General features: G+C 70.9%; 17 protein-coding genes and 1 tRNA gene. 9 read left to right on the forward strand and 9 right to left on the reverse strand.

Annotated features, from left to right (window positions below; all coding sequences use genetic code 11):
• Window positions 1-87: 87 nt before the first annotated feature.
• Both F6X53_RS02310 and F6X53_RS02315 read left to right on the forward strand, forming a co-directional pair.
• Window positions 88-795 carry a glutathione binding-like protein gene (locus tag F6X53_RS02310; RefSeq protein ID WP_150996828.1) on the forward strand — a complete coding sequence of 236 codons (708 nt, stop codon included), beginning with the start codon at window positions 88-90 and terminating at the stop codon, window positions 793-795.
• Window positions 796-1,186: 391 nt separating this feature from the next.
• Complete coding sequence (locus F6X53_RS02315) at window positions 1,187-2,212, forward strand: PAS domain-containing protein (RefSeq protein ID WP_150996830.1); 1,026 nt, start codon at window positions 1,187-1,189, stop codon at window positions 2,210-2,212.
• Window positions 2,213-2,239: 27 nt separating this feature from the next.
• Here the strand turns inward: F6X53_RS02315 and F6X53_RS02320 are convergent, their stop codons facing one another.
• From F6X53_RS02320 to F6X53_RS02345, 6 genes are all read right to left on the reverse strand, one after another.
• A complete protein-coding gene (locus F6X53_RS02320) occupies window positions 2,240-3,103 on the reverse strand; it encodes an MBL fold metallo-hydrolase (RefSeq protein ID WP_150996832.1) in 864 nt (287 codons plus the stop codon).
• 94 nt (window positions 3,104-3,197) lie between these two features.
• Complete coding sequence (locus tag F6X53_RS02325) at window positions 3,198-4,208, reverse strand: SDR family oxidoreductase (RefSeq protein WP_150996834.1); 1,011 nt, start codon at window positions 4,206-4,208, stop codon at window positions 3,198-3,200.
• Between the two features lie 145 nt (window positions 4,209-4,353).
• Window positions 4,354-7,569 (reverse strand): efflux RND transporter permease subunit, encoded by a 3,216-nt coding sequence (locus F6X53_RS02330; RefSeq protein ID WP_150996836.1) that lies wholly within the window; start codon window positions 7,567-7,569, stop codon window positions 4,354-4,356.
• A 162-nt stretch (window positions 7,570-7,731) separates the two neighbouring features.
• A complete protein-coding gene (locus tag F6X53_RS02335; protein WP_150996838.1) occupies window positions 7,732-8,895 on the reverse strand; it encodes an efflux RND transporter periplasmic adaptor subunit in 1,164 nt (387 codons plus the stop codon).
• A 152-nt stretch (window positions 8,896-9,047) separates the two neighbouring features.
• A complete protein-coding gene (locus F6X53_RS02340; protein ID WP_150996840.1) occupies window positions 9,048-9,368 on the reverse strand; it encodes a rhodanese-like domain-containing protein in 321 nt (106 codons plus the stop codon).
• 225 nt (window positions 9,369-9,593) lie between these two features.
• Window positions 9,594-10,916 (reverse strand): glycosyltransferase family 4 protein, encoded by a 1,323-nt coding sequence (locus tag F6X53_RS02345; protein ID WP_150996843.1) that lies wholly within the window; start codon window positions 10,914-10,916, stop codon window positions 9,594-9,596.
• 197 nt (window positions 10,917-11,113) lie between these two features.
• Between F6X53_RS02345 and F6X53_RS02350 the strand changes: the two genes are divergently transcribed.
• Together F6X53_RS02350 and F6X53_RS02355 are read left to right on the forward strand one after the other, a co-directional pair.
• Window positions 11,114-11,191 (forward strand) — tRNA-Pro (locus F6X53_RS02350).
• A gap of 273 nt (window positions 11,192-11,464) precedes the next feature.
• Window positions 11,465-11,761, forward strand: a complete 297-nt coding sequence (locus F6X53_RS02355; protein WP_150996845.1) for a hypothetical protein — start codon at window positions 11,465-11,467, stop codon at window positions 11,759-11,761.
• Between the two features lie 110 nt (window positions 11,762-11,871).
• Here the strand turns inward: F6X53_RS02355 and F6X53_RS02360 are convergent, their stop codons facing one another.
• From F6X53_RS02360 to F6X53_RS02370, 3 genes are read right to left on the reverse strand one after another with little or no spacing between them, the layout of a single operon-like run.
• Entirely contained in the window at window positions 11,872-12,240 is a 369-nt protein-coding gene (locus tag F6X53_RS02360) for a hypothetical protein (RefSeq protein WP_150997363.1), read from the reverse strand.
• Between the two features lie 40 nt (window positions 12,241-12,280).
• On the reverse strand, window positions 12,281-12,808 hold the full coding sequence (locus F6X53_RS02365; RefSeq protein WP_150996847.1) for a hypothetical protein: 528 nt from the start codon (window positions 12,806-12,808) through the stop codon (window positions 12,281-12,283).
• Window positions 12,809-12,836: 28 nt separating this feature from the next.
• Window positions 12,837-13,631, reverse strand: a complete 795-nt coding sequence (locus tag F6X53_RS02370) for a DUF2092 domain-containing protein (protein ID WP_191970665.1) — start codon at window positions 13,629-13,631, stop codon at window positions 12,837-12,839.
• Between the two features lie 421 nt (window positions 13,632-14,052).
• Between F6X53_RS02370 and F6X53_RS02375 the strand changes: the two genes are divergently transcribed.
• From F6X53_RS02375 to F6X53_RS02395, 5 genes are all read left to right on the forward strand, one after another.
• Window positions 14,053-15,339 (forward strand): TAXI family TRAP transporter solute-binding subunit, encoded by a 1,287-nt coding sequence (locus F6X53_RS02375; RefSeq protein WP_150996851.1) that lies wholly within the window; start codon window positions 14,053-14,055, stop codon window positions 15,337-15,339.
• A 223-nt stretch (window positions 15,340-15,562) separates the two neighbouring features.
• Complete coding sequence (locus F6X53_RS02380) at window positions 15,563-15,871, forward strand: hypothetical protein (RefSeq protein WP_238298194.1); 309 nt, start codon at window positions 15,563-15,565, stop codon at window positions 15,869-15,871.
• Window positions 15,872-16,093: 222 nt separating this feature from the next.
• Window positions 16,094-17,341: an efflux RND transporter periplasmic adaptor subunit gene (locus F6X53_RS02385; RefSeq protein WP_244965506.1), complete on the forward strand. Its 1,248-nt coding sequence runs from the start codon at window positions 16,094-16,096 to the stop codon at window positions 17,339-17,341.
• Between the two features lie 43 nt (window positions 17,342-17,384).
• Complete coding sequence (locus F6X53_RS02390; protein ID WP_150996855.1) at window positions 17,385-20,555, forward strand: efflux RND transporter permease subunit; 3,171 nt, start codon at window positions 17,385-17,387, stop codon at window positions 20,553-20,555.
• A gap of 121 nt (window positions 20,556-20,676) precedes the next feature.
• Window positions 20,677-23,448, forward strand: coding sequence for a PAS domain-containing protein (locus F6X53_RS02395; protein WP_150997367.1), 2,772 nt, complete (start codon window positions 20,677-20,679; stop codon window positions 23,446-23,448).
• Window positions 23,449-23,496: the final 48 nt, after the last annotated feature.

Here is a 23,496-nt window from a genome sequence, read left to right on the forward strand (position 1 = left end):
GTGCCGTTTGCCCCAAGCCTTTCGCCTCAAGCCGTTTGCCTGAAGCCGCGCGGGCGGCCCTCACCGGACGTGATCCCAGGAGTCCCGATGATCGATCTGTATTACTGGCCGACGCCGAACGGCCACAAGGTGACGATGTTCCTCGAGGAGGCCGGCCTCCCCTATCGGATCAAGCCGGTGAACATCGGGTCGGGCGACCAGTTCGAGCCCGATTTCCTGGCGATCGCGCCGAACAACCGCATGCCGGCGATCGTCGACCACGCGCCGGCCGGGGGCGGCGCCCCGGTCTCGCTGTTCGAGTCCGGCGCCATCCTGCTCTACCTCGCCGAGAAGATCGGCCGCTTCCTGCCCGCCGACCTGCGCGGGCGGGCCGAGACCCTGCAATGGCTGTTCTGGCAGATGGGCGGCCTCGGGCCGATGCTCGGGCAGAACCACCATTTCTCGCAATACGCCCCCGAGACGATCCCCTACGCGATCAACCGCTACGTCAACGAGACGAACCGCCTCTACGGCGTGCTCGACCGGCGCCTCGCCGACCGCGACTTCGTGGCGGGCGCCGATTACAGCATCGCCGACATGGCGGCCTATCCGTGGATCGTGCCCTGGGAGAAGCAGGGCCAGAACCTCGACGAGCACCCGAATCTGAAGCGCTGGTTCGGCGCCATCGCGGAGCGCCCCGCCACCCGGGCGGCCTATGCCCGCGCCCCGGAGGTCAACCCGGATTTCGGCAAGACCATGAGCGAGGACGCCAAGAAGGTGATGTTCGGCCAGACCGCCGCGAACACGAAGCGTTGAGGCGCCGGGGCCTTCCGGCCAGGAAGGCTCCGCGTTCGTCGCACCAAAAGAACACCTTAAATTCATTATAAGCACGATGATGCGGCGGTTTTCGCTGATTGAACGACCTCATGTTGCGGAGAAACATCCTGATGCTTTTTCGCCGATGCAGATTTTAGTCTTTAAAAACAATCATTTCTGATAACATTAGGACTTCGCTCGTACAATCTCGCGTGCTATCCGACGCCTGACTCTCAGGGCGGTGCGCTATCAGCGTGAAAATTTGTATTCGTAGCGTTATTGCGGCGATCGATGACGGGATCTTCTGTTGCAGGGCCTGTCGGTCGCCGCTTGGATCTCCGGGAACCTGGCAGGAATTCGGGGCGCGGCGTGGGGTCGCCGAGGCCGGGCGATGAACGCCGCGGGTCCTCCCTTCTCGTCGCACGCGTTCCTGCGGTTGATCGAGGATTACGGGCTCACCGGCCACTGGAACTGGGCCTTCGAGGCCAACATCCAGACCTGGTCTCTCGGATTCTATCGGTTGCTCGGGCTCGAACCCGGCAGCGTGCGGCCGAGCTACGACCTGTTCCGCGACCGGGTGCATCCTGACGATCTCGCGATGGTGGAGACCGTCTCGGAGATCCGGGTGGACGGTCTCCTGCGCGACCATGCGATCCGGGTGATCCGCCCGGACGGGTCGATCCGCATCCTGGCGACCCGCGGCGAGATCTACGTCACCCCCGAGGGCCGGCCGCTTGCCGCCGCCGGCACGGTGCTGGACATCACGGAGCCCGAGCGCCTCGAACGGGCGCAGGCGCTGGAGCGGCAGCGGCGGCTGGCCCTGTTCGCGGCGGTCCGGAGCTTCGAATTCTCCAGTTCCGTCGATGGCCGGTTCAACCACCCGCAGGAGCTATTCAGCCTCACGGGGCTGCCCGCCGACGAGATCGCGGACAATCCGTATGTAGCGATCGTGGCGCAGGAGCGCGAGCATTGGCGCAGCCACTGCCTCGCGGCGCGATCCGCCGGTTCGGTCCACATCACGACGCCGCTGGTGCCGCTCATGGCCGGCGGGCAGGGCCGCTTCATGGTGGTCACGGTCCCGGTTCTCGACGCGCAGGGGCGGATCGCGGAATGGAGCAGCCTCGCGCAGCCCTTGGCGGTCGGCAGCCTCGCGGTTTCGGGCGCGCTCCGCGCCGGCCTGGAACAGGCCGTGCGGGGGCATCACCTGCGGGCGGGGCGCGCGCTCCTCGACTGGTCGATGCTCGATATGGCCCGGGCGAGCGGCCTCTCCCTATCGACCATCCGGCGCCTCGAAGCGAATGTTGAGGCGGCGGCCGCGCGCTCGCGCCACGTCGCCATCGCGGCCCTGCGCGCGTCCGGCATCGGATTCCGGCTCATGGACCACAACCGCATCGCGGTCCTGTGCCGACCGACCTGAACCGACGCGGCGAAGGCGGCCCAGCCCTCAGCGCAGGCTGTCGAGGGGCACCGGCGCCGCGTGGGGGCGGGTCGCCAGCATCCCGTCGATGAGCGCCAGGACCTCGGCCCGGCCGCAATTCGCCGCCGGCTCGAAGGGCGTCCAGGTCTGGGTGAAATCGAGCATCGCGAAGACGTCGCGGTAGCGGCGCAGCTCGTTCGTGGTCAGCGGCACGCCGCGCACGAAGGCCTTGTGGGCCGAGATCGTGGTGGCGCGGCGGGGATTTCCCGGATCGAGCTCGAATTTGAGGGCATCGCCGCAGAACAGGATCTTTCGCGCGCGGTCGAACAGCACCGCGTGCCCGTCGAAATGGCCGGCGGTGCGGTGCAGTTCGAGGCCCGGCAGCGGCTCGAGGAAATCATCGTAGGGCCAGGAGACCTGGAGCGCCGCGCTCCAGGTGAAATCGGCGGCCGGCAGGCAGAGCTCGGGGTCGAAGCGGTCCTGCAGCTGCACCAGGGCCCCGTAGGCGTGGGGATGGGAGGAGGACAGGACCTTCAGGCCGCCGAGGCTCGCGATGTGCTGGAGCGCCGCCTCGCTGAAGACCGGGCAGGCCTCGAACCCCATATTGCCGGCCGGCGTCTGGATCAGGTAGGCGCTCGGGCCGATGCCGGAGACCGGCTCGTTCCAGAAGCGCCAGACCCCCGGCTCCAGCTCCTCCCAGTGGCAGGGGAAGCGCGCCTGCGCCTCCCGCTCGGTCCAGAAGCGCCAGCCGTCCTGCGGCACGACGTGGCGCGCATCGAGGCACATCGGGCAATGCGGCGGCGTCTCGAAATGGCGCTGCCAGAAGCCGCAATTGTCGCACGTGTAGGCGGGCAGCGCGAGGGCGCCCGCGAAGGGCAGGTAACCGGGCACGGGCGTCTCGTCCTCAAGGCGGCGATGGGGTCAGGTATCAGGCTGCGGGCGGGATTGCATCCGGGCGATCGCCGGCCCGACCACCCCCGCGCGGTCAGCGGCGCGGCAGCAGCCGCCGCGGCGCGCGCGCCAGGGCCGCGAGGCCGGCAAATCCCAGGAGCGTCGCGCCCGCGAGGCCGGCCACCAGGAGGTCGCGCTCGCGGCTCGACCAGAACTCGGAGCGGGTCGCCTTGGTGCGCGAGCCGAAGCGGCCGTCGATGCCGACCTCGCCCGGCACCGGCTCGAACAGGTTGCCGGCCTTGTCGGGGGCGGGCGCGTCGGTGAGCTGGCTCTCCCAGGCCTCGGCCGCCTTGCGGTCAGCAAACCCCGGTGCGAGCGCCTGGGCCGCCGCCATCATCAGGGTCGAGCGGCCGACCCAGATCTCCCGGCGCGGATGCGTCACCGCATGATGGATCGCCTCGGCGCAGAGGCGCGGGTCGAAGACCGGATCGGGGGCCTGCTGGGCGTGGCCGGTGCGGTTGCGGGCCCAGTTGAATTGCGGCGTGTTGACGGCCGGCAGGTAGACGACGCTGAGCGAGACCGCGACGTCGTCGTGGATCAGCTCGGCCCGGAGCGCGTCGGTGAAGCCCGAGACCGCGAATTTCGCCGCGCAATAGGGCGCCTGCAGGGGGGCGGCCCGGATGCCGAGACCGGAGGAGACCTGGACGATGGCCCCGCGGTTGCGCGGCTTCATGTGCCGCAAGGCCGCGAGCGTCCCGAAGACCTGGCTCAGATAGGTGGTCTCGGTGACGCGCCGGTACTCCTCCGGCGTGATCGCATCGGCCGGGCACACCACCGTCGACATGGCGTTGTTGATCCAGGCCCGGATCGGGCCGAGCTCGCCCTCGATCCGGGCGGCGGCCGCGTCCACCGCCGCCGCGTCGGCGACATCCGCGGCGATCGCCAGGACCGGGCGGCCATAGGCCCGCAAAGCCGCCTCGGCGGCGGCGAGGCGGGCGGGGTCGCGGGCCAGGATCGCGACCGACCAGCCCCGCGCGGCGAACAGATGGGCCGTCGCGAGGCCGATTCCGGCCGAGCCCCCCGTCACGACTGCGACCCGCGCCATCCTGTTCCCCCGGTTGTCCTCGCAGGACCGCGCCGCGATCCTTCCGGCCGGTCAATGCGGGGGCCTCGAAACGGTTGCGGCCCCGGCCCCGTGCCTCAATGACACGGTGCCGGGGCCGCTGGAGGCCGTTCGGGTCGTCGCGCGCTCAGGGGTGGGCGGGCGAGCCGTGGGGCACGTCGTGCCGGTCGGGGGTCGGGCCCGCCGGGTCCTTGCCGCGCTTCTTCGCGATCCAGATCAGCACGCGCCGGATGGCGACGTAGAAGACCGGGGTCAGGAACAGGCCGAACAGGGTGGCGCCGATCATGCCGAAGAACACCGCGGTGCCGAGCGCCTGGCGCATCTCGGCGCCGGGGCCGGTGGCGACCACGAGCGGCAGCACGCCGAGGATGAAGGCGAAGGCCGTCATCAGGATCGGGCGCAAGCGCAGGCGGCAGGCCTCGACCGCCGCCTGGACCGGGCCCTTCCGCTCGGTCTGCTCGATGTCGTGGGCGAACTCGACGATCAGGATCGCGTTCTTGGCCGCCAGGCCGATCAGCACGATCAGGCCGATCTGGGTCAGGATGTTGTTGTCCTGGCCCCGTAGCTGCACCCCGAACAGGGCCGCGAGCACGCCCGTCGGCACCACCAGCAGGATCGCCAGGGGCAGCGCCCAGGATTCGTACTGCGCCGCCAGCACCAGGAAGACCAGGAGCACGCCGAGCGCGAACACGTAGATCGCGGTGTTGCCCGTCGCCTTCTGCTGGAACGCGATCTCGGTCCAGTCATAGGCCATGCCCTCCGGCAGGGCCTTGGCGGCGATCTGCTCCATCGCGGTGAGCGCCTGGCCCGTCGAGATGCCGGGCTTGGCCACGCCCTGAACCGGCACCGAGTAGAACAGGTTGAAGCGCTGCACGATCTGCGGGCCGGTGATCTCGCGAATCTGGGCGAGCGTCCCCATCGGCACCAGGGCGCCGGTGGAGGAGCGCACCTTGAGCTGCTCGATATCCTGCTTCGAGAGCCGGTAGGGCGCGTCCGCCTGCACCCGGACCTGGTAGATGCGGCCGAGCGTGTTGAAGTCGTTCACGTAGGCGCCGCCGAGATTGGCCTGCACCGTGGCGAAGACGTTGGCGAGCGGCACGTTGAGCATGCGCGCCACCGTGCGGTCGATGTCGAGATAGAGCTGCGGCGTGTCGTTGCCGAAGGTCGTGAAGACCCGCTGCACGTCGTTGCTCTGGTTGGCCTGCCCGATCAGGTCGCCGGTCGCCGCCAGAAGCGGGCCGATGGCCGAGGATTGGCGGCTCTCCACCTGCATCTTGAAGCCGCCGCCATTGCCGAGGCCGCGCACGGGCGGCGGCGGGATCACGATGACCCGCGCCTCCTGGATGTTGGCCGTGGCCTTGAGCACCTCGCCGGTGATCACCGCAGCGCTGCGGCCCTTGGTGGCCCGCTCCTTGGCGTTGGCGAGCGTGATGAACATCACGCCCGAATTGGTGGTGTTGGTGAAGGTGGCGCCGTCGAAGCCCGCGATGATGACGGTGTTCGTCACGCCCTCGATCTTGCGGGCCTCGGCCGCCGCCCGGTTCACCGCCGCGGTGGTGCGGTCGAGGGAGGCGCCCGAGGGCAGCTGCACGACGCCGATCAGGTAGCCCTGGTCCTGGTCCGGGATGAAGCCCGTCGGCGTCGTCTGGGCGAGGTGGAGCGTCGCCGCGATGATGCCCGCGTAGAGCACCATCATGCCGAGGAGCCCGACCACGTAGCCGGTCAGGGCGCCGATCACCCGGGCATAGCCGTGCGAGAGCGCGTCGAAGCCGCGGTTGAACAGGCTCGCGAGCCAGGCGATGAAGCGCGTCAGGAAGAATTTCGGCTCCTTGCGGGCGTGGTGGGGCTTGAGCAGCAGCTTGCAGAGCGCCGGCGAGAGCGTCAGCGAGTTGAACATCGAGATGATGGTCGAGGCCGCGATGGTCAGCGCGAACTGCTTGTAGAACTGGCCCGAGATGCCCGGGATGAAGGCGGTCGGGATGAACACCGCCGAGAGCACCAGCGCGATGGCGACGACGGCGCCGCCGACCTCGTCCATGGTCTTGTGCGCGGCCTCGCCCGGCGAGAGCCCCTGCTCCATGTTGCGCTCGACGTTCTCGACGACCACGATCGCGTCGTCGACCACGATGCCGATGGCGAGCACCAGCCCGAACAGGGTCAGGTTGTTGAGCGAGAACCCGAAGGCCGCCATCGCCGCGAAGGTGCCGACGAGGGAGACCGGGATCGCGATGACGGGGATCAGCGCGGTGCGCCAGCTCTGCAGGAACACCAGCACCACGATGACCACGAGGGCGACCGCCTCGAACAGGGTCTTGTAGACCTCGTGGATCGATTCCTCGATGAACTCGGTGGGGTTGTAGGCGATGCGGTACTCGACGTCCGGCGGGAAGTTCTTCTTCAGCCGGTCGATCGTGGCGCGGACCTGGCTGGCGGCGTCGAGGGCGTTGGTGCCGGGGCGCTGGAACACGCCGATGCCGACGGCTGGCGTGTCGTTCAGGAAGGAGTTGGTGGTGTAGTCCTTCTGGCCCATCTCGACGCGGGCCACGTCCTTGATGCGCACGAGGCGCCCGTCATTGGCCTTGACGATGACCTCGGCGAATTCCTCCGGGGTCTGAAAGCGCCCCTGGGACTGCACCACGAGCTGGAAGGCGTTCGAGGAGGGCGCCGGCGGGGCGCCGAGGGCGCCGGCCGCCACCTGCACGTTCTGCTCCTGCAGGGCGTTGGTGATGTCGGTGGTGGTCAGCCCGTAGGCCGCGAGCTTGTTCGGGTCGAGCCAGATGCGCTCGGCATACTCGTTGCCGCCGAAGATCGAGATGTCGCCGACGCCGTCGAGGCGCAGCATCTCGTCGCGGATGTTCAGGTAGATGTAGTTGGCGAGGTAGTTCTGGTCGTAGGTCCGGTTCGGCGAGAGCAGGTGCACGACCAGCATCAGGTCGGGCGAGGCCTTGCGGACCGTGACGCCGAGGTTGCGCACGTCCGGCGGCAGGCGCGGCTGCGCCACCGAGAGGCGGTTCTGCACCAGGACGTTGGCGATATCGAGGTTGGTGCCGACCTTGAAGGTCACGGTCAGCAGCATGTTGCCGTCATTGGTCGACAGCGACGTCATGTAGAGCATGTTGTCGACGCCGTTGACCTCCTGCTCGATCGGCGTCGCGATGGTGGCCGCCACGGTCTCGGCATTGGCGCCCGGGAACGAGGCGCGCACGGTCACGGTGGGCGGCACGATCTCGGGATATTGCGAGACCGGCAGCGCCTCGTAGGCGACGTAGCCGATGATCAGGAAGATGATCGACGTGACCGAGGCGAAGATCGGCCGGTCGACGAAGAAGTGGGCAAAGCGCATCGGTCCAAACCTCTCGCCGCCCCGCGCGCCTGAGGCGGTGGGCGGCTTGCGTCGTCTGCGGCGCGACGCCCGGGGCATCGGGCCCCGGGCGTGACATTCATCGATTCAAGCCCGTCGCCGACCCCCGCCCCCTCGCGGGTCTGGCGCCCGGGCGCATGCGGGTCAGCTGCGGCTCGGCGGCAGCGTCTTCATCTCGGGCGTCACCTTGGCGCCGGGGCGCACGCGGGTGATCCCGTTGATCACGATGGTCTCGTCGCCCTTCAGGCCGCCGCTGATCACCCGGTAGCCATCGACCTTCGGCCCGAGCTTGACGTCCTTGGCCGACGCCGTGCCGTCCTCGGCGATCACGTAGACGATGCGCTTGTCCTGGTTGGCCGCCACCGCGTCGTCCGGGATCAGGATGCCCTGGAAGGGTTTCGTCGCCGGCAGCGAGACGATGCCGAACAGGCCCGGCTTGATGAAGCCGTCCGGGTTCTCGACCGTGGCGCGCAGCAGCACCGTGCCGGTCTGGTTGTCGACGCGGTTGTCGACGAAGTCGAGGGTGCCCTTGCGGGTCGGCTTCTCCTCGCCGGTCAGGGCGATCACGATCGGCACGCCCTTGCCCTGCTGCGTCTGGCCCATGCCGATGCCGAGGGAGCCCTGGTACTTCAGGAACGAGCGCTCATCGACCGTGAAGCCGAAATAGATCGGGTCGAGGGACACGATCGTGGTCAGCAGGGTCTGGTCGGTGATGACGATGTTGCCCTCGGTGACGAGGCGCCGGCTGATGCGGCCGTTGATGGGCGAGCGCACCTCGGTGAAGTCGTAGTTGAGCTGAGCCTGGCGCAGGGCCGCCTCGGCGTTGTCGACATCGGCCTGCGCGGTCTGCGAGGCCTGCCGGCGCTGGTCGGTGACCTGCTCGGAGATGTTGCCCGAGCGGCTGAGCGTCTGGGCGCGGTCGAGGTCGGTCTGGGTGAAGTTGAGGCGCGCCTTGGCGGAGGTGAGCGTCGCCTGGGCCTGGTCGAGGGCCGCCTTGTAGGGCCGCCGGTCGATCACGAAGAGCAGGTCGCCCTTCTTCACCGTGGCGCCGTCCTGGAAGGCAATCTTGTCGAGATAGCCCGTAACCCGGGCGCGCACCTCGACGAATTCCACCGGGTCGAAGCGGCCCGTATAGGCGTCGCGCTCGACGATCTCGCGCACCACGGGCTTGGCCACCGACACGGTCGGGGGCGGCCCGCCCGGAGCCTGGGCGAGGGCCGGTCCGGCGCACAGGCCGACGAGGAGGCCGGCGGCTGTCCCGATGAACAGGCCGCGTTGAATCAGAAGGCTTGAGAGCCGCTTGCGCATGTTGGGTTTCCCTGCGCCTTGCGCCGTAGAAGCTTGGAGCCCGCCGTGTCGTGCGTTACCGCACAACTCCGCGGATGGGGCCGGCCGGAGCCGGATGAAAACACGGGAGAGCGGTTGAGGCCGCCGCCAAGACCGGATGTCGCGGTGCCGCATCACGCGATGGGCTCACCGGAGCCGTACCAATCCTTGAAGCCGCCGCGGTAATGCGTCTCGATCGGCAATCCCGCATTCTGGGCCGCCGCCAGGGCATGGAGCGAGCGGACGCCCGCCGCGCAGGAGAAGACCGGCCGGCGCCCGTCCTCGGCCATTAGGGCCGCGAGCGCCGCGGGATCGAAGCGCGAGAGGGGATGCGTGACTGAGCCCGGGATGTGGCCCGATTCGTATTCGTGGGACTCGCGCACGTCGATGACGAGCAGCGTGCCGTCGGCGAGGCCGCTCTTGATCGCGTCCCGGTCCAGGTCGACAACCTTCATGTGCTTCCCTCTTCCGTGGCCGCCCCGGCGCTGCCCGCGGCGGGCCGCGCCAGGCCGCCCGGCAGAACCCCATACCCGACCGGGCGGGTCGCAGGCGACAGGCAGTGGATCGGTGCGCGCAACCGTCATCGCCGCGGCGCGACCACGGGGTGACGCTTTTCCTTATTCATCAGTCGTCAGCCTGACAACCATGTCACCGGCGGGGCCGGACCGCCCTGCCCCGGCTCAACCCGCGAGCGCGGCCTCCGCGTGGGCGAAATGCCCGGCCCAGCTCGGCGCCGTGTAGCCGTCGAGGCGGGCCGCGAGGGCGGCGCGCCGGGTCGAGCCCGGGGCGCAGAGATCCGTGACCGCCGCGATCCAGCCCGGCCCGTCGAGGGGATCGAGGAAATCGGCGAATCCGGCCCCGATCTCGCGGTGGACCGGGATGTCGGAGGCGATGACCGGGAGCCCGCTCGCGGCGGCCTCCACCACCGGCAGGCCGTAGCCCTCCGTGAACGAGGGCATCAGCAACGCGGTGGCGCTGCGCATCAGGGCCGCGAGGCCGTGGGTCGACAGCCCCGCGACCTCGATCACCGATGCCTGGATCGCCGCGCAGCGCTCCAGCATGTCGATGACGTTCTCCGCCTCCCAGCCCCTGCGCCCGACGAGGACGAGGCGGGGCAGGCCGGAGGCCCCCGCCCCCTGCCCTGACGCCGCGCGCTCGGCCATCGCCCGCCAGGCCTGGAGCAGCATCAGGTGGTTCTTGCGCGGCTCGATCGTGCCGCAGGCGAGGAAGGTCGGGCGCTCGGGCAGGAAGCCCGGCCCGGCGCGCCCGAAGACCGGCTCGACCCCGAGATGCGCCACCGTGACGGGCTTCGGCGCGAGCCCGAGCCCCGCGATGTGGCGCGAGACCTGATCCCCGACATCGGCCGAGTTGACGATGATGCGGTGGGCGTGGCGCGCGATGGTGCGCATCCGCTCCGCATGCCGCCCGGCCTCGCCCGGGCGGCCATATTCCGGATGGGTGATCGGAATCAGGTCGTGGACGAAGAAGACCGGGCGGATGTCCGGCCGGGTATAGAGCCAGTCGAACCGCTCCGGCCGGTCGAGGCGCAGATGCGAGGTGTGCAGGTAGAGGGTGCCGGGCGGCAGGGCGGCGGGGCCGGCGCCCCGCAGGGTGCGGGCGAGGGTCTCGGCCTGGACCCGACGCCGGCCCCAGGCGCCGGGCGGGGCGCGCAGGGGCCCCTGCGTGAGGCCCGGCCTGTCGATCCCGGCCTCCGGACCGGCCCGCCCGCCGAGGCGGGTCGCGAGGCCGGCATAGACCGGATCCTGCGCCGCCTCCCGGTCCTCGACCCAGCCGGCCGCCACCGCCTCGACGATCGCCGCGAAGGTCGCCCGATCGAGGATGCGCGGCCCGAGCGCGGTGGAGACGAGGCCGAAGCGCGGCCCCTGCCCGGCGAGGACGTGGCGCGCATAGGCGAGGTCGACCCGGTCGATCCCCGAGGGGCTGGCATGGCGCAGCCGGGTGACGAGGCGGGTGAGATCGAAGGCGATCGCGGTCTCGGGCATGATCCTCCGGGCAGGTCGCGTGCGGGCAGGTCGCGTGCAAGCAGGGCGCGGCCTCTGGCGCCGGCCTCTCCGCCCGGTTAGCGCCCCGACGCCCCGAGGGCCAGCCGAGCCGGCCCCGCCCCCTGAGGAAACCGCATCAGGATGGGGGTTGCGCAGCCTAAACCGGAAAGCTAAGACGCCCTGGCCCCACGGGGTGTCGGAGCGTAGCGCAGCCCGGTTAGCGCACTAGTCTGGGGGACTAGGGGTCGGAGGTTCGAATCCTCTCGCTCCGACCATTCTGTTCGCGGCGTTCGAGCGGATCCGCTCCCCGCGCATCTCATCACAATTTCAAGCTCAGGGCGGTCGGCCGCAATGCCGTGTTCGGCACGCTGGCGCTCACGGGTCCCGACGCGCCCGCGCGGCGCCGTTTTCGGCCCTCGCTCAGTCAGGAAAGTCCTGCGCGACGGGCCCGCAATCCTTCCTGAGGCTTCGGGGCCGTCTCGAAAAATATCGGAACCCATCCCATCGCTTCGGGTTGGCCCCCCAACGCAACAGCGAAGGAGACACCGATGCGTAAGCTCGCTCTCATCTCCGCCGTGACGCTTTCCTTGGGGGCTCTCGGCGCAACCGGCGCGCAGGCACAGGGTTACGGCTACGGCCATGGCGGCTACCGCGATGGCGGCTATGCCCGGGGCTATGACCGCGGCGGCTACGGCCACGAGCGCGGTTACGACCGTCGCGGCCGGCGCGGCCTGTCGACGGGGGCCGCGGTCGGCCTCGGAATCGCCGGCGTGGCCGCCGGGGCCGCGGCCGCCGGCGCCTATGATCGCGGCTACGGTCCGGGCCCCTACGGCCGCGGCTACTGAGCAAGGCGACGGTCGAACGCCCGACCGATCGAATCCAAGAGGCCCCGCCCGCGGAGATCGCGGCGGGGCCTTTCTCGTGCGCGGTCCCCGAATGCCGGCTCAGGCGCTCCTCAATAGGGCCGGCAGAAACCCGCATTGGGATCGTAGGTGCGGTAGGGGCCGCAGCCGCCATAGCCGCGATTGCTCAGGGCGTAGCCGGCGGCGGCCGCCCCCACCCCGGCGGCGGCCAGGCCGTATCCGCCGCGGGCAAAGCCGTAGCGGCCGTTGCCGCCGCGAGCGTCGCCGCCGCGATAGCCGCGGACACCGGAGACCCGGGCTCCGCGGAAGCTGCCGCCCCGGAACCCGGCGCCGCGAAATCCGCCGCCCCGGAAGCCGCCGCCGTGGAACCCGCCACCGCCGCGAAAGCCGCGCGCATCGGCGCTGAATCCGGTGAGGATCAGGGCCGCGAAGGCCGTCGACGCGATGATGAGCGTTCGGATGAACCTGTCTCCTGGACACGGCAGGACGGAGCGCGCCGCCTCACGGCGTCGCGAGCATGCGCAGGCAGGTTCCGGCCTTCTCGGCGGCCGGGCGGGCATCGGCCTCGCTGATCTTGCCGGCCTCCACGAGCGAGCGGGTCTGGGCCACCACGGTGTCGCGCAAGGTCTCGAGGCTCTTCATGTTCCGGATCGAGGCGTCGTAGATGATCTTCGAATCCGCCGGCAGGCTGGAGGCGCAATGGGCCGCCGCGCCGGACCCGGCCCCGCCCGCCTGCGCGACCTGGGTGTTGGCCGCCTTGGCGGGCAGGGCCGTCGCGGTGGCGGCGGCGGGCGTCGGAGCGGGCGCCGTTCCGACGACGGCGGCACCGACGACCGCCCCGCCCGCCAGGGCCGCGGCCGGGGCGCAGCGCCAGCAATGCGCCAGCAGGGCCGCGCGCGCGGCGAACGGGACGCCTCCGCCCGCCACCACGCCGCCGCGCCAGCCGCGGGCGACCCAGAAGGCATCCGCGGGGGTCGCGAGGCCGGCCGCCGTGCCGGCAACCAGAAGCGCGAGGACGATGCGTTTCATCGGTGGCTCCTCTTCGGATTTCGTCGCGTCAGTTCCGGGGCTTCGTGAAGGGAATCGGCCGGGCGCCCGCCATGTGGGCCGTCGAGAAGAGGCGGTCCGGCACCGGCTGGCCGATCGTCCAATCCGTGAAGGTCACGCCGTTGCGCGCCGGACCAGCCGTGGTGGTCTCGGTGACCCAGAGCTGGCGCGGCAGCCGGTCCGCGACGCCGATCCAGATCTGCGCCTGCGCGTCCTTCGCCGCGAAGGCGACGATGTCGGTCTCGACCCCGCCGACGAGGTTCGAGCGGCCGACCACGAAGGCGCGGGTGAGCCCCTCCGTCAGGCCCTTGGCGGGGTCGGCCATCAGCATGTCGGCGAAGGCCTGGGTCTGGCCCGCGGCCTCGACCTCGGCCTTCAGCGCCGCATCGAGGTCCCCGGGCGCGGGCGCCGAGGCCACGGTGCGGTCGTGGGGGTTGAACAGCGTCAGGGTCCGGCCGTCGGCGATGAACTCGCTCGCGGGGCCGTCCCCCTCCGTGACGACGCGCAGGCGGTCGGGCCGCTGCAGCACCACCCGGCTGCGCAAGGTGTAGAAGATCGACTGCCCCTCGGCATTGGGCACGTCGTGCAGGGCGGTCGCCGTGAAGGACAGGCTCCGGGCCTCGGCCAGCGCGTCGCCCGCCGCCTTCAGGAGCGCGACCGCCGCCGGCTCCACCGCCGTGCCGGGGCTCTGCGCCGGGCCCGGGCTCTGCGCCGCTCCGGGGCCGCCCGACGCGAGGGTTCCGGCGAGGCACCCGGTCAGGCTCAGGGCCCGCAGGATCGAGAAGCGCCGCCTCGAGGCCATCATGCTCCGCTCCCGCATCGGCGCGCTCCGCTCAGCCGGCAGCCCGCTTGGCCGCCGGGCCGGCGCGCGAAGACGGTGCCCGGATCGGGGCGGCGGAGGACGCGGCCCTGCGGAGGGCGGCCATCGCGGGCGGTCCCGCGCGCAGGCCAAGCCTGTCCACGCATCCCTTTCGCGGACAAGAGGATTGCCGCCCGGGGCATGTCGTCAAGGTACGCGCTTTGCCCGCACCAGTCCATGGCAATAGACCGTACGTTCAACACGGTCGAATACAGAATGGTCTTGATCTACATCCAGAACAAGGCCGGCGCCCATCTTCCCGTGATCACTGTGAAAGCGTCCGCGCCTGTCGTAAACCGTCGTGAGGCGGGGCCGGCGCGCCCCGTCGCGACGGAGGCGGGCTTTGGCTCGGCGGAAGGGCAGGCTGATGATCATCCGTGCGGTCGCGGGGATGTTCGCCCTCGTCGGGCTCGCGGTGGCGGCGCTATATTTCGGGATGGTCCATGCCGACCTGCGCGTCACGGCCGGGCCGCCCGGCAGCGCGATCCGGCGCCTGATGACCGCCCTGGAGGCCGCCAACGCCAAGGTCCATCCGCGGGTGCGCCTCATCCTGGTCGAGGAGCCGAGCCTCGCGGCGGGCGCGGGGGCGCTCGAGGACGGCACGGTCGACCTCGCGGTCATCCGCAGCGACCTGCCGCCGCCCCGGAACGCCCAGACCATCGCGATCCTGCGCCGGGACGTCGTCGCCCTCCTGCTGCCGCCCCACAGCCCGGTCGCGCATGTCGGCCAGCTCGCGGGCCGCACCGTCGCCCTGGTGGAGGGTCCCCTCGCGGCGGACAACGCCCGGATCCTCGACACCCTGCTCGGCTATTTCGAGGTGCCGGCCGAGCACGTGCACCGGATCGTCCTGCCGGTCGACGGCATCGGCCCGGCAATGCGGGACGGCCGGGTGGCCGCCGTCCTGGCCGTCGGCCCGATCGGGCCCGGCCAGGCGGTCGACGCGACGGCGGCTCTCGCGAAGGCGCTGAAGGGCGCTCCGAAACTCCTGGCCATCGACGCCGCGGAGGCGATCGGCAAGCGCGACCCGGGCTTCGAATCGATCGAGGTGCCGGCCGGCGCCTTCCGGGGGCGCCCGGAGACGCCCGACGACAGCGTGACGAGCGTCGCGGTGACCTACCGCTTCGTGGCGTCCCGCGCGATGCTCGACGTCACGGCGGCGGCGGTCGCCCGGTCGATCTTCACCATGAAGCCGATGCTCACCGCCGCCACCCCCCTGGCCAGCCAGATCGAGGCGCCGGACACGGACGACAAGAACCCGCTGGTCCCGATCCACCCGGGCGCCGCCGCCTATCTGAGCAGCGGCGACCAGAGCTTCTTCGACACCTCGCAGAACTACCTCTATGCCGGCGGCATCGTGCTGAGCGTCGCCGGGTCGGTGCTCGCGCTCCTGGTCGAGCGCTGGAATCGCCGGCGCTCGGCCCCCGACCGCAAGCTGCTGCGCCGGCTCATCGCGATCGCCCAGGAGGCCGAGACCGCGGAACCGGAGGCCTTGCCGGCGCTCGAGCGGGACGTGCGGGCGCTCGTGGCGGCGGCCCTCGCGCGGCAGGCCGAAGGTGGGGACGGCGCGACCCGGTGGGATGTCGTCGCGGCCGCCGCCGCGCAGGCCCGCCGCGCCATCGCGTGCCGGCGCGCGGCGTCGGCCCGGGCCGGCTGACGGGCCGCGCGCTTCGTCGAGACGAGCAGATCATCGGTACGTTAACGTGTATTCGTCGCCTATCGTACTGAGATATATTTGGCACTCACAAGTCCTGGCGCGACTAGGCCTGACTCTTGCCCGGTCGTTGTCCGAGTGGCACCATCGATCGGGCTTCGAGAAGGCCGGCCTTTGCGTTGCAGGGTCCAGAACGGCCTCGGGCCCGCCACGGGAGCCCCCGCCCATGATGCTCGCCCTTCCTGCCATCCTGATGGGCGCGGCGCTCGCGGTCGCGGACCGGATGCCGGATTACGACGTCCGCCCGAGCTGCCACGCGGCCACCTCCCTGATGAGCCTCGACCCGAAGCGGGAGGCGCGATGCCTCGACGACGAGGCGAGCGCCCGCCGCGAGGTCGCGGCGCAATGGGCGGGCTTCCTGCCCGCCGACCGGGTGCGCTGCGCGGCCGAGGCGCAGCTCGACGGAACCCCGAGCTACGTCGACCTGCTCGAATGCCTCACCCTCGCCCGCGAGGCGAAGGCCACCAAGGATTGACGATTGCGGGAACGACGCGGGGCCTGACCGGCCGGCGTGACCGCGAGGCGGCCCGCGCGACCACCACCGGATGCATTCAGGCAGAGCCGCATGCGTAATGCCCCAAGGCCCACAGTCGCCCCATGGCCCGCAATCGCCCCGAGCCCCGAAGCCGGATCATCCCGGGCTCCGGTACAGGAAGGCCCGTGGCTGCGCGGCCTCGCGGCCGGGCTGCTCAGCGTCGTGGCCGGCTGCAACGAGGCGAACCATTACGTTCCGCCCCCGCCGCCCGCCGTCTCGGTGGCGCAGCCGATCGAGCGCCCGGTGATCCGCTATTTCGAGCTGACCGGCAACACCCAGGCCTTCGCGACCGTCGATCTCGAAGCCCGCGTCCAGGGCTTCCTCGACGCCATCACCTACACGGACGGCGCCAGCGTCCGGAAGGGCACGCCGCTCTTCACGCTCCAGCGCAACACCTACGAGGCGCAGCTCAAACAGGCGCAGGGCAGCCTGACGGCGCAGGTGGCGGCCCGCACCAACGCGCAATCCGAGTACCAGCGCCAGGCGACGCTGGGGAAGGAGGAATTCGCCTCGCAGGCCCATGTCGAGGACACCAAGACCCGGTTCGACCAGGCCGCGGCCGCGGTCACGGAGGCGCAGGCCAATCTCGATCTCGCCACGATCAATCTCGGCTATACCCAGGTGCTGGCGCCCTTCGACGGGATCGTCACCAACCATCTGGTGGATGTGGGCGCCCTCGTCGGCGTCGGCGGCCCGACCAAGCTCGCCACGATCGTCCGGGTCGATCCGATCTACGTCTATTTCAACGTCAGCGAGCAGCAGGTGCTCCTGGTCAAGCAGGGCCTCGTCAAGGAGGGCCGGACCCTCGGGGACCTGGCGCGCATCCCGGTCGAGATCGGCCTCCAGAGCGAGACCGGGTACCCGCATCGGGGCGTGCTGAACTACGTCGCGCCCCAGGTCGACCCCTCGACCGGGACGCTGCTGGCCCGCGGCATCTTCGCAAATGAAGGGCACGCGCTCATGCCCGGCCTGTTCGTGCGCGTGCGGGTGCCGGTGCAGCACGAGAACCGGGCGCTCCTCGTGCGTGACGACGCCATCGGAACCAGCCAGCGGGGCGCCTACGTGCTCGTGGTGGGGGCGGACGACAAGGTGGTGCAGCGGGTGGTGACGCCGGGTGCCCGCGAGGGGCGCTACCGCGTGATCGAGGCCGGGCTCGCGCCGGAGGATTGGGTGGTCACCGAGGGCATCCAGCGCGCGATTCCGGGCGCGAAGGTCGCGCCGCAGAGAATGCCGTCGCCGACCGCCTCGGCCGAGGCCGACGAGGCCGGGATCCTGCCTCCCACGATCCTGCCTCCCACGATCCTGCCGGCGACAGCACAACCTCCCACGCCCTCGCCCTCGCCCGCGACGGCGGTGCCGGCGGCGGTGGTGCCGGCCACGATCCTTCCCGGCGCCTCGCCCCGCCGCTGAGGCGCGGCCCCTCCCCCCGCAGCCTCGGAGCGTCAGGCCCGCCATGATCTCGCGCTTCTTCATCGAGCGGCCGGTCCTCGCCAACGTGCTGGCCCTCGTCATGGTGCTGATCGGGGTGGTGTCGCTCCTCGGCCTGCCGGTGGCCCAGTACCCGAACGTGGTGCCGCCCACCGTCCAGGTCACGACGCGCTACCCCGGGGCGAGCGCCCGCACGGTGGTCGACACCGTGGCGCTGCCGATCGAGCAGCAGGTCAACGGCGTCGAGGGCATGCTCTACATGCAGTCGACGAGCGCCAGCGACGGCACCTACACCCTCACGGTCACCTTCGCGATCGGCACCAATGCCGACCAGGCGCAGGTGCTGGTGCAGAACCGCGTCGCGATCGCGATGTCCTCCCTGCCCCAGGCCGTGCAGGTGCAGGGCGTCACGACCCAGAAGAAGTCGACGGCGATCCTGCAATTCGTGACCCTGTCGTCACCGGATGGGCGCTACGACAGCCTGTTCCTGGCCAATTACGGCGTCATCAGCCTGCAGAGCGAATTGGCGCGCCTGCCCGGCGTCGGCAGCGTGACGGTGTTCGGCGCGGGCCAGTACGCCATGCGGATCTGGCTCGATCCCGATCTCGTCCAGGCGCGCGGGCTGACGCCGAGCGACATCATCAGCATCGTGCAGCAGCAGAGCCAGGAGGTGACGGCGGGCGCGGTCGGCATGCCGCCGGTGCCGAAGGGCCAGGATTTCCAGTACACGCTCAACATCCACGGGCGGCTCAACAGCGCGCCCGATTTCGAGGCCATCATCCTCAAGGCCGACGCGCAGGATGGCGGGCGCATCACCCGGCTGCGCGATGTCGGCCGGGTGGAGCTCGGGGCCCAGACCTACAGCCAGTCCTTCACCCTGAACGGCCAGCCCGCGGCCGGGATCGGGATCTACCAATTGCCGGAGGCGAACGCCATCACGGTGGCGAGCGCGGTCCGCGCCAGGATGGCGACGCTCGCCAAGAGCTTCCCGCCCGGCCTCGTCTCGACGATCCCGTTCGACACCACGGGCTTCGTCGAGGCCTCGATCCACGAGGTCTACGTCACCCTGTTCGAGGCCGGGATCCTGGTGCTGATCGTCATCATGGTCTTCCTGCAGGATTGGCGGGCCATGCTGGTCCCGGCCACCACCGTCCCGGTGACCATCATCGGCGCCTTCGCGGCGATGGCGGGCCTCGGCTTCAGCATCAACCTCTCGACCCTGTTCGCCATCGTGCTCGCCATCGGCATCGTGGTGGACGACGCCATCGTGATCGTGGAGGGGGTCGCCCACCATATCGAGCGCGGTCTGCCCCCGCGCGAGGCGGCCGAGAAGGCCATGGACGAGCTCTTCGGACCGATCATCGGCATCACCCTCGTGCTGATGTCGGTCTTCATCCCGGCCGCCTTCCTGCCCGGGCTGACCGGCCAGCTCTACAAGCAATTCGCCCTCGTGATCGCCGCCACCGCCCTGATCAGCGCCATCAACGCGGCCACGCTCAAGCCGACCCAATGCGCCCTCTGGCTGCGCAAGCCGGTGCCGCCCGAGCGCCGCAACGCCTTCTACCGGGCCTTCAACCGGGTCTATGGCCGCGCCGAGGATGCCTATGCCCGGCTGATCGACCGCATGGTCCATCACAGCGGCGCCATGGTGGTGGCGGCACTCCTGCTCATCGGCCTCGCCGGCTGGGGCCTGACGCGCCTGCCGACCGCCTTCCTGCCGATCGAGGACCAGGGCTACGTCCTGATCGGGGCGCAGTTGCCCGACGGGGCCTCGAAGGAGCGCACGGACGCGGTGATGCGCCGGATCACCGCCCTGGCGAAGGAGACGCCGGGCGTCGATCAGGTGCTGACGATCAGCGGCATCTCGGTGCTCGACAACAGCGCCTCGCTGCCGAATGCCGGCGTCGCCTACGTGGTGCTGAAGAGCTGGGACGTGCGCGGCAAGGCGCCCGGCGAGGACCTGCGCAGCCTCTACGCGCGGCTGAACCGTTCGCTGGAGCAGATCGAGGGCGCCATCACCTACGTGCTCGTGCCGCCGCCGATTCAGGGCATCGGCAATGCCAGCGGGTTCACCATGCAGGTGGAGCTGCGCGACGGCGCCTTCGATTACCCGCTCCTCGAGAGCCTCGCCCGGACGATCGTGGCGAATGGCGGCAGCCAATCCGCGCTGCAGCGGCTCAACACCTCCTTCCGCGCCGGGGTCCCGCAACTCTCGGTCGCGGTCGACCGGGTCAAGGCGGAGGCGCTCGGGGTCACGGTCGGGCAGGTCTTCTCGACGCTCTCGGGCTATGTCGGCTCGGCCTACGTGACGCAGTTCAACAAGTTCGGCCGGACCTTCCAGGTCTATGTCCAGGCCGCCTCGGATTTTCGCCTGCGCCCGGAGGACATCGCGATCCTCTCGGTCAGGGCCGGCAACGGCACGATGGTGCCCCTCGGCACCCTGGTCGAGATCAAGACGGTGCAGGGCCCGTCGCTGATCAGCCTCTACAATCTCTACCCGACGGCCACGATCGTCGGCGGCCCGGCCCCGGGCTACAGCTCGGGCCAGGCCCTCGACCTGATGGAGCAGATCGCCGACGCGGTGCTGCCCCCCGGGACCGGCTTCGCCTGGACCGCGATGTCCTATCAGGAGCGGGCGGTCGGCTCGCAGATCTACCTCGTCTTCGGCCTCGCCATCGTGCTCGTCTACTTCGTGCTGGCCGGGCAGTACGAGAGCTGGATCCTGCCGCTCGCGGTCCTGCTCGGGGTGCCGCTGGCGCTCCTCGGGACGGTGGGGGCCCTCACGGCGCTCGGGGCGGCCAACAACCTCTACACGCAGATCGGCCTGATCCTGCTGATCGCCCTGGCGAGCAAGAACGCCATCCTGATCGTGGAGGTGGCGCGCGAGCGGCGCCAGGCCGGCGCCGAGATCGTGACGGCGGCGGTCGAGGCGGCGCGCCTGCGCTTCCGCCCGATCCTGATGACCTCCTTCGCCTTCATCCTCGGCGTACTGCCCCTCGTCACGGCGACCGGCGCGGGGGCCTCCGCGCGCAAGTCGATCGGCATCACGGTGTTCAGCGGCATGCTCGCCTCGACCTGCCTGGCGGTGCTGTTCGTGCCGTCCTTCTACGTGGTGCTGCAGCGCTTCGCCGAGTGGCGCGCCGCGCGCCGCGCTCCGGCGCCCGAGGGGCCTCCCCCCGTCTCGGAACCCGCCTGAGGGCGCGCCGGCCCGTGGCCGGCGCGCCGGCGCACAGCTTCCTGCGCGCGGTGCCGGGACGGCCTTCGGGCGGCGGATTGACGGCAACCTCCCGGGCAGCGCAGAACAGCCCCAAACCATGATGCCAACGCTTGCCACTGACGCGGCCCTGACGCCGCAGGAGCCGGATGAGGCTGCGCGCCTCGCGGCGCTTCACCGCTATGGCATCCTCGACACGCCGGCCGAGGCCGGGTTCGACGACATCGTGCTGCTGGCGTCCCAGATCTGCCAGACGCCGGTCGCCCTCGTCAGCCTGGTCGAGGCAGACCGGCAATGGTTCAAGGCCCGGATCGGGTTCGATGCCTGCGAGACGCCCCTGGCGCAATCGGTCTGCGCCCACGCGCTGCACCGGCCGGGCCTGCTCGTCATCCCGGACCTGACGCAGGATCCGCGCACGCGCCACAACACCCTGGTCACCGGCGCGCCGCACCTGCGCTTCTACGCGGGCGCGCGCCTGGAGACCCCGGACGGGCACGCCCTCGGCACGCTCTGCGTGATCGACGCCGAGCCGCGCCCGGCGGGGCTCACGCCAATCCAGGCCAGCGGGCTCGAGGCCCTGGCGCGCCAGGTCATGGCGCAGATGGAGCTGCGCCAGGCGCTCGCGGCCCGGCAGGCCGCGCTCAAGGACGTGCGCGAGGGCGACGCCCGCCACCGGCAGATCCTCGACAGCGCCATCGACTACGCCATCATCACGATCGACCTCGACGGCCTCGTCACCAGCTGGAACGCGGGGGCGGAGCACGTCCTCGGCTGGACCGAGGCGGAGATGTGCGGCCGGCCCGCCCGGGTCTTCTTCACGCCGGAGGATGACCGCGCCGGCATCCCCGAGCGCGAGATGCGCGCCGCCCGCGAGCATGGCCGGGGCAACGACGAGCGCTGGCACTGCCGCAAGGACGGGACGCGCTTCTACGCCCTCGGCGAGATGATGCCGCTCAAATCCGAGGACGGCCGCCATGTCGGCTACCTCAAGATCCTGCGGGACCGGACCGCGCAGCGCCAGGCCGAGGAGACGCAGCGCGCCGACGCGCAATTCATGCGCGGCGTGCTCGCGGCCTCCGCCGATTGCATCAAGGTCCTGGATCTCGACGGACGCCTCACCTTCATGAGCGCGGGCGGCCAGCAGGTGATGGAGGTGAGCGACTTCCGCGCGATCGAGGGCCGCTATTGGCCGGATTTCTGGCAGGATCAGAGCCGTGAGGACGCCCTCGCGGCGATCGCGGCCGCCAAGGCCGGCGGGACCGGGCAGTTCCAGGGGCCGGCCGACACCGTCGCGGGCACGCCGCGCTGGTGGGACGTCCAGGTCACCCCGATCCTCGATGCGGCGGGGCGTCCGGTGCGCCTGCTCGCGGTCTCGCGCAACATCACCGAGCGCAAGAGCGCCGAGCAGCAGATCGCCGCGAGCGAGGAGCGCTGGCGCGGCCTGTTCGAGGGCATGCAGGAGGGGTTCTGCAGCGGCGAGATCCTGCGCGGCCCGGACGGGCAGCCCGCGGATTTCCGCTTCCTCGAGGTCAACCCGGCCTTCGCGGACCAGACCGGATTGCCGGGCGACATCGTCGGCCGGTCGATGCGCGAGCTCGTGCCGGAGATCCCGCAAGCCCTCATCGAGACCTATGCGCGGGTGGTGGAGACCGGCGCGCCGGAGACCTTCGAGATCGAGATCCCGGCGCTGCGGCGCGTCTTCGAGGTGCGGGCGCGCCGGGCGCAGGGCCAAAGCTTCGCCGCGATGTTCCTCGACATCTCCGGCCGCAAGCAGGCGGACCGCCGCCGCACCGCCATGGCCGAGCTCAGCGACCGCCTGCGCGACGTGACCGACAAGGCCGAGATCTCCGGGGTCGCGACCGAGATCATGGGGCGCGCCCTCGGCCTGAGCCGGGCCGGCTACGGCACCGTCGATCCCGAGCGCGAGACCGTCGCGATCGTCTCGGACTGGACCGCGCCCGGCCTCGCCGGCCTCGCCCCGGCGCACCATTTCCGCGATTACGGCTCCTACATCGCGGATCTCAAGGTCGGCCGGATTCTGGTGGTCGACGACGTGGCGGCCGATCCGCGCACCGCGGCGGACACGGCCGCCTGGGCCGGCATCGGCGTCCGCGCGGTGGCGAACCTGCCCGTGACCGAGCATGGCCGCTTCGTGGCCCTGTTCTACCTCGCGAAGCCCGAGCCCCACGCCTGGACCGCCGAGGAGATCGGCTTCCTGCGCAGCGTCGCGGACCGGACCCGCGCGGCCATCGCCCGGGTCGAATCCGAGGAGCGCCAGCAGCTCCTCAATCACGAGCTGAGCCACCGGATGAAGAACCTGCTCGCGATGGTGCAATCCATCGCGACGCAGACCATGCGCTCGGCCACCGACGTCGATTCGGCCAAGGAGATCCTGGCGGCCCGCCTGATCGCCCTCGGCCGCGCGCACGACCTGCTAATGGGCGGCGCCCTCGGCAGCACCAAGGTCCTGGCGATCGTGCGGGCGGCCCTGGAGATCCACACGGACCGGCCGAGCCGCTTCCGCCTCGTCGGCCCCGATCTCGAGATCGGCGCGAAGCCCGCCCTCTCGCTCGCGCTGATGCTGCACGAATTGGCGACCAACGCGGCCAAGTACGGCGCGCTCTCGGTCGAGACTGGCCATGTCGCGGTGAACTGGGAGGTGGTGCCGGGCGCCGGCGAGCCGCTCCTGCGGGTCTCCTGGGCGGAGTTGGACGGCCCCCCGGTCACGCCGCCGAGCCGCAAGGGCTTCGGCACGCGCTTCATCGAGCGGGGCCTAGCCGGGCAGGTCAGCGGCACGGTCGCCCTCACGTACGAGCCCGGCGGCGTCACCTGCACGGTGACGGGTGCGCTCGCGGCCTTCCAGTCGAATCTGTAGCGCGCACCGTTTCGGCGCGAACGCGCGTCACCGCAAGGTTTGAGGGCC

Source organism: Methylobacterium soli (assembly GCF_008806385.1).
Lineage (GTDB): Bacteria > Pseudomonadota > Alphaproteobacteria > Rhizobiales > Beijerinckiaceae > Methylobacterium > Methylobacterium soli.

Bases quoted from the DNA above. Each gene is read 5' to 3' on its own strand.
- F6X53_RS02330 (WP_150996836.1), bottom strand. From the start codon at position 7,569: ATGCGCTTTGCCCACTTCTTCGTCGACCGGCCGATCTTCGCCTCGGTC.
- F6X53_RS02310 (WP_150996828.1), top strand. From the start codon at position 88: ATGATCGATCTGTATTACTGGCCGACGCCGAACGGCCACAAGGTGACG.
- F6X53_RS02390 (WP_150996855.1), top strand. From the start codon at position 17,385: ATGATCTCGCGCTTCTTCATCGAGCGGCCGGTCCTCGCCAACGTGCTG.
- F6X53_RS02380 (WP_238298194.1), top strand. From the start codon at position 15,563: ATGATGCTCGCCCTTCCTGCCATCCTGATGGGCGCGGCGCTCGCGGTC.
- F6X53_RS02355 (WP_150996845.1), top strand. From the start codon at position 11,465: ATGCGTAAGCTCGCTCTCATCTCCGCCGTGACGCTTTCCTTGGGGGCT.
- F6X53_RS02325 (WP_150996834.1), bottom strand. From the start codon at position 4,208: ATGGCGCGGGTCGCAGTCGTGACGGGGGGCTCGGCCGGAATCGGCCTC.
- F6X53_RS02345 (WP_150996843.1), bottom strand. From the start codon at position 10,916: ATGCCCGAGACCGCGATCGCCTTCGATCTCACCCGCCTCGTCACCCGG.
- F6X53_RS02395 (WP_150997367.1), top strand. From the start codon at position 20,677: ATGCCAACGCTTGCCACTGACGCGGCCCTGACGCCGCAGGAGCCGGAT.
- F6X53_RS02315 (WP_150996830.1), top strand. From the start codon at position 1,187: ATGAACGCCGCGGGTCCTCCCTTCTCGTCGCACGCGTTCCTGCGGTTG.
- F6X53_RS02335 (WP_150996838.1), bottom strand. From the start codon at position 8,895: ATGCGCAAGCGGCTCTCAAGCCTTCTGATTCAACGCGGCCTGTTCATC.
- F6X53_RS02365 (WP_150996847.1), bottom strand. From the start codon at position 12,808: ATGAAACGCATCGTCCTCGCGCTTCTGGTTGCCGGCACGGCGGCCGGC.
- F6X53_RS02370 (WP_191970665.1), bottom strand. From the start codon at position 13,631: ATGATGGCCTCGAGGCGGCGCTTCTCGATCCTGCGGGCCCTGAGCCTG.
- F6X53_RS02340 (WP_150996840.1), bottom strand. From the start codon at position 9,368: ATGAAGGTTGTCGACCTGGACCGGGACGCGATCAAGAGCGGCCTCGCC.
- F6X53_RS02375 (WP_150996851.1), top strand. From the start codon at position 14,053: ATGATCATCCGTGCGGTCGCGGGGATGTTCGCCCTCGTCGGGCTCGCG.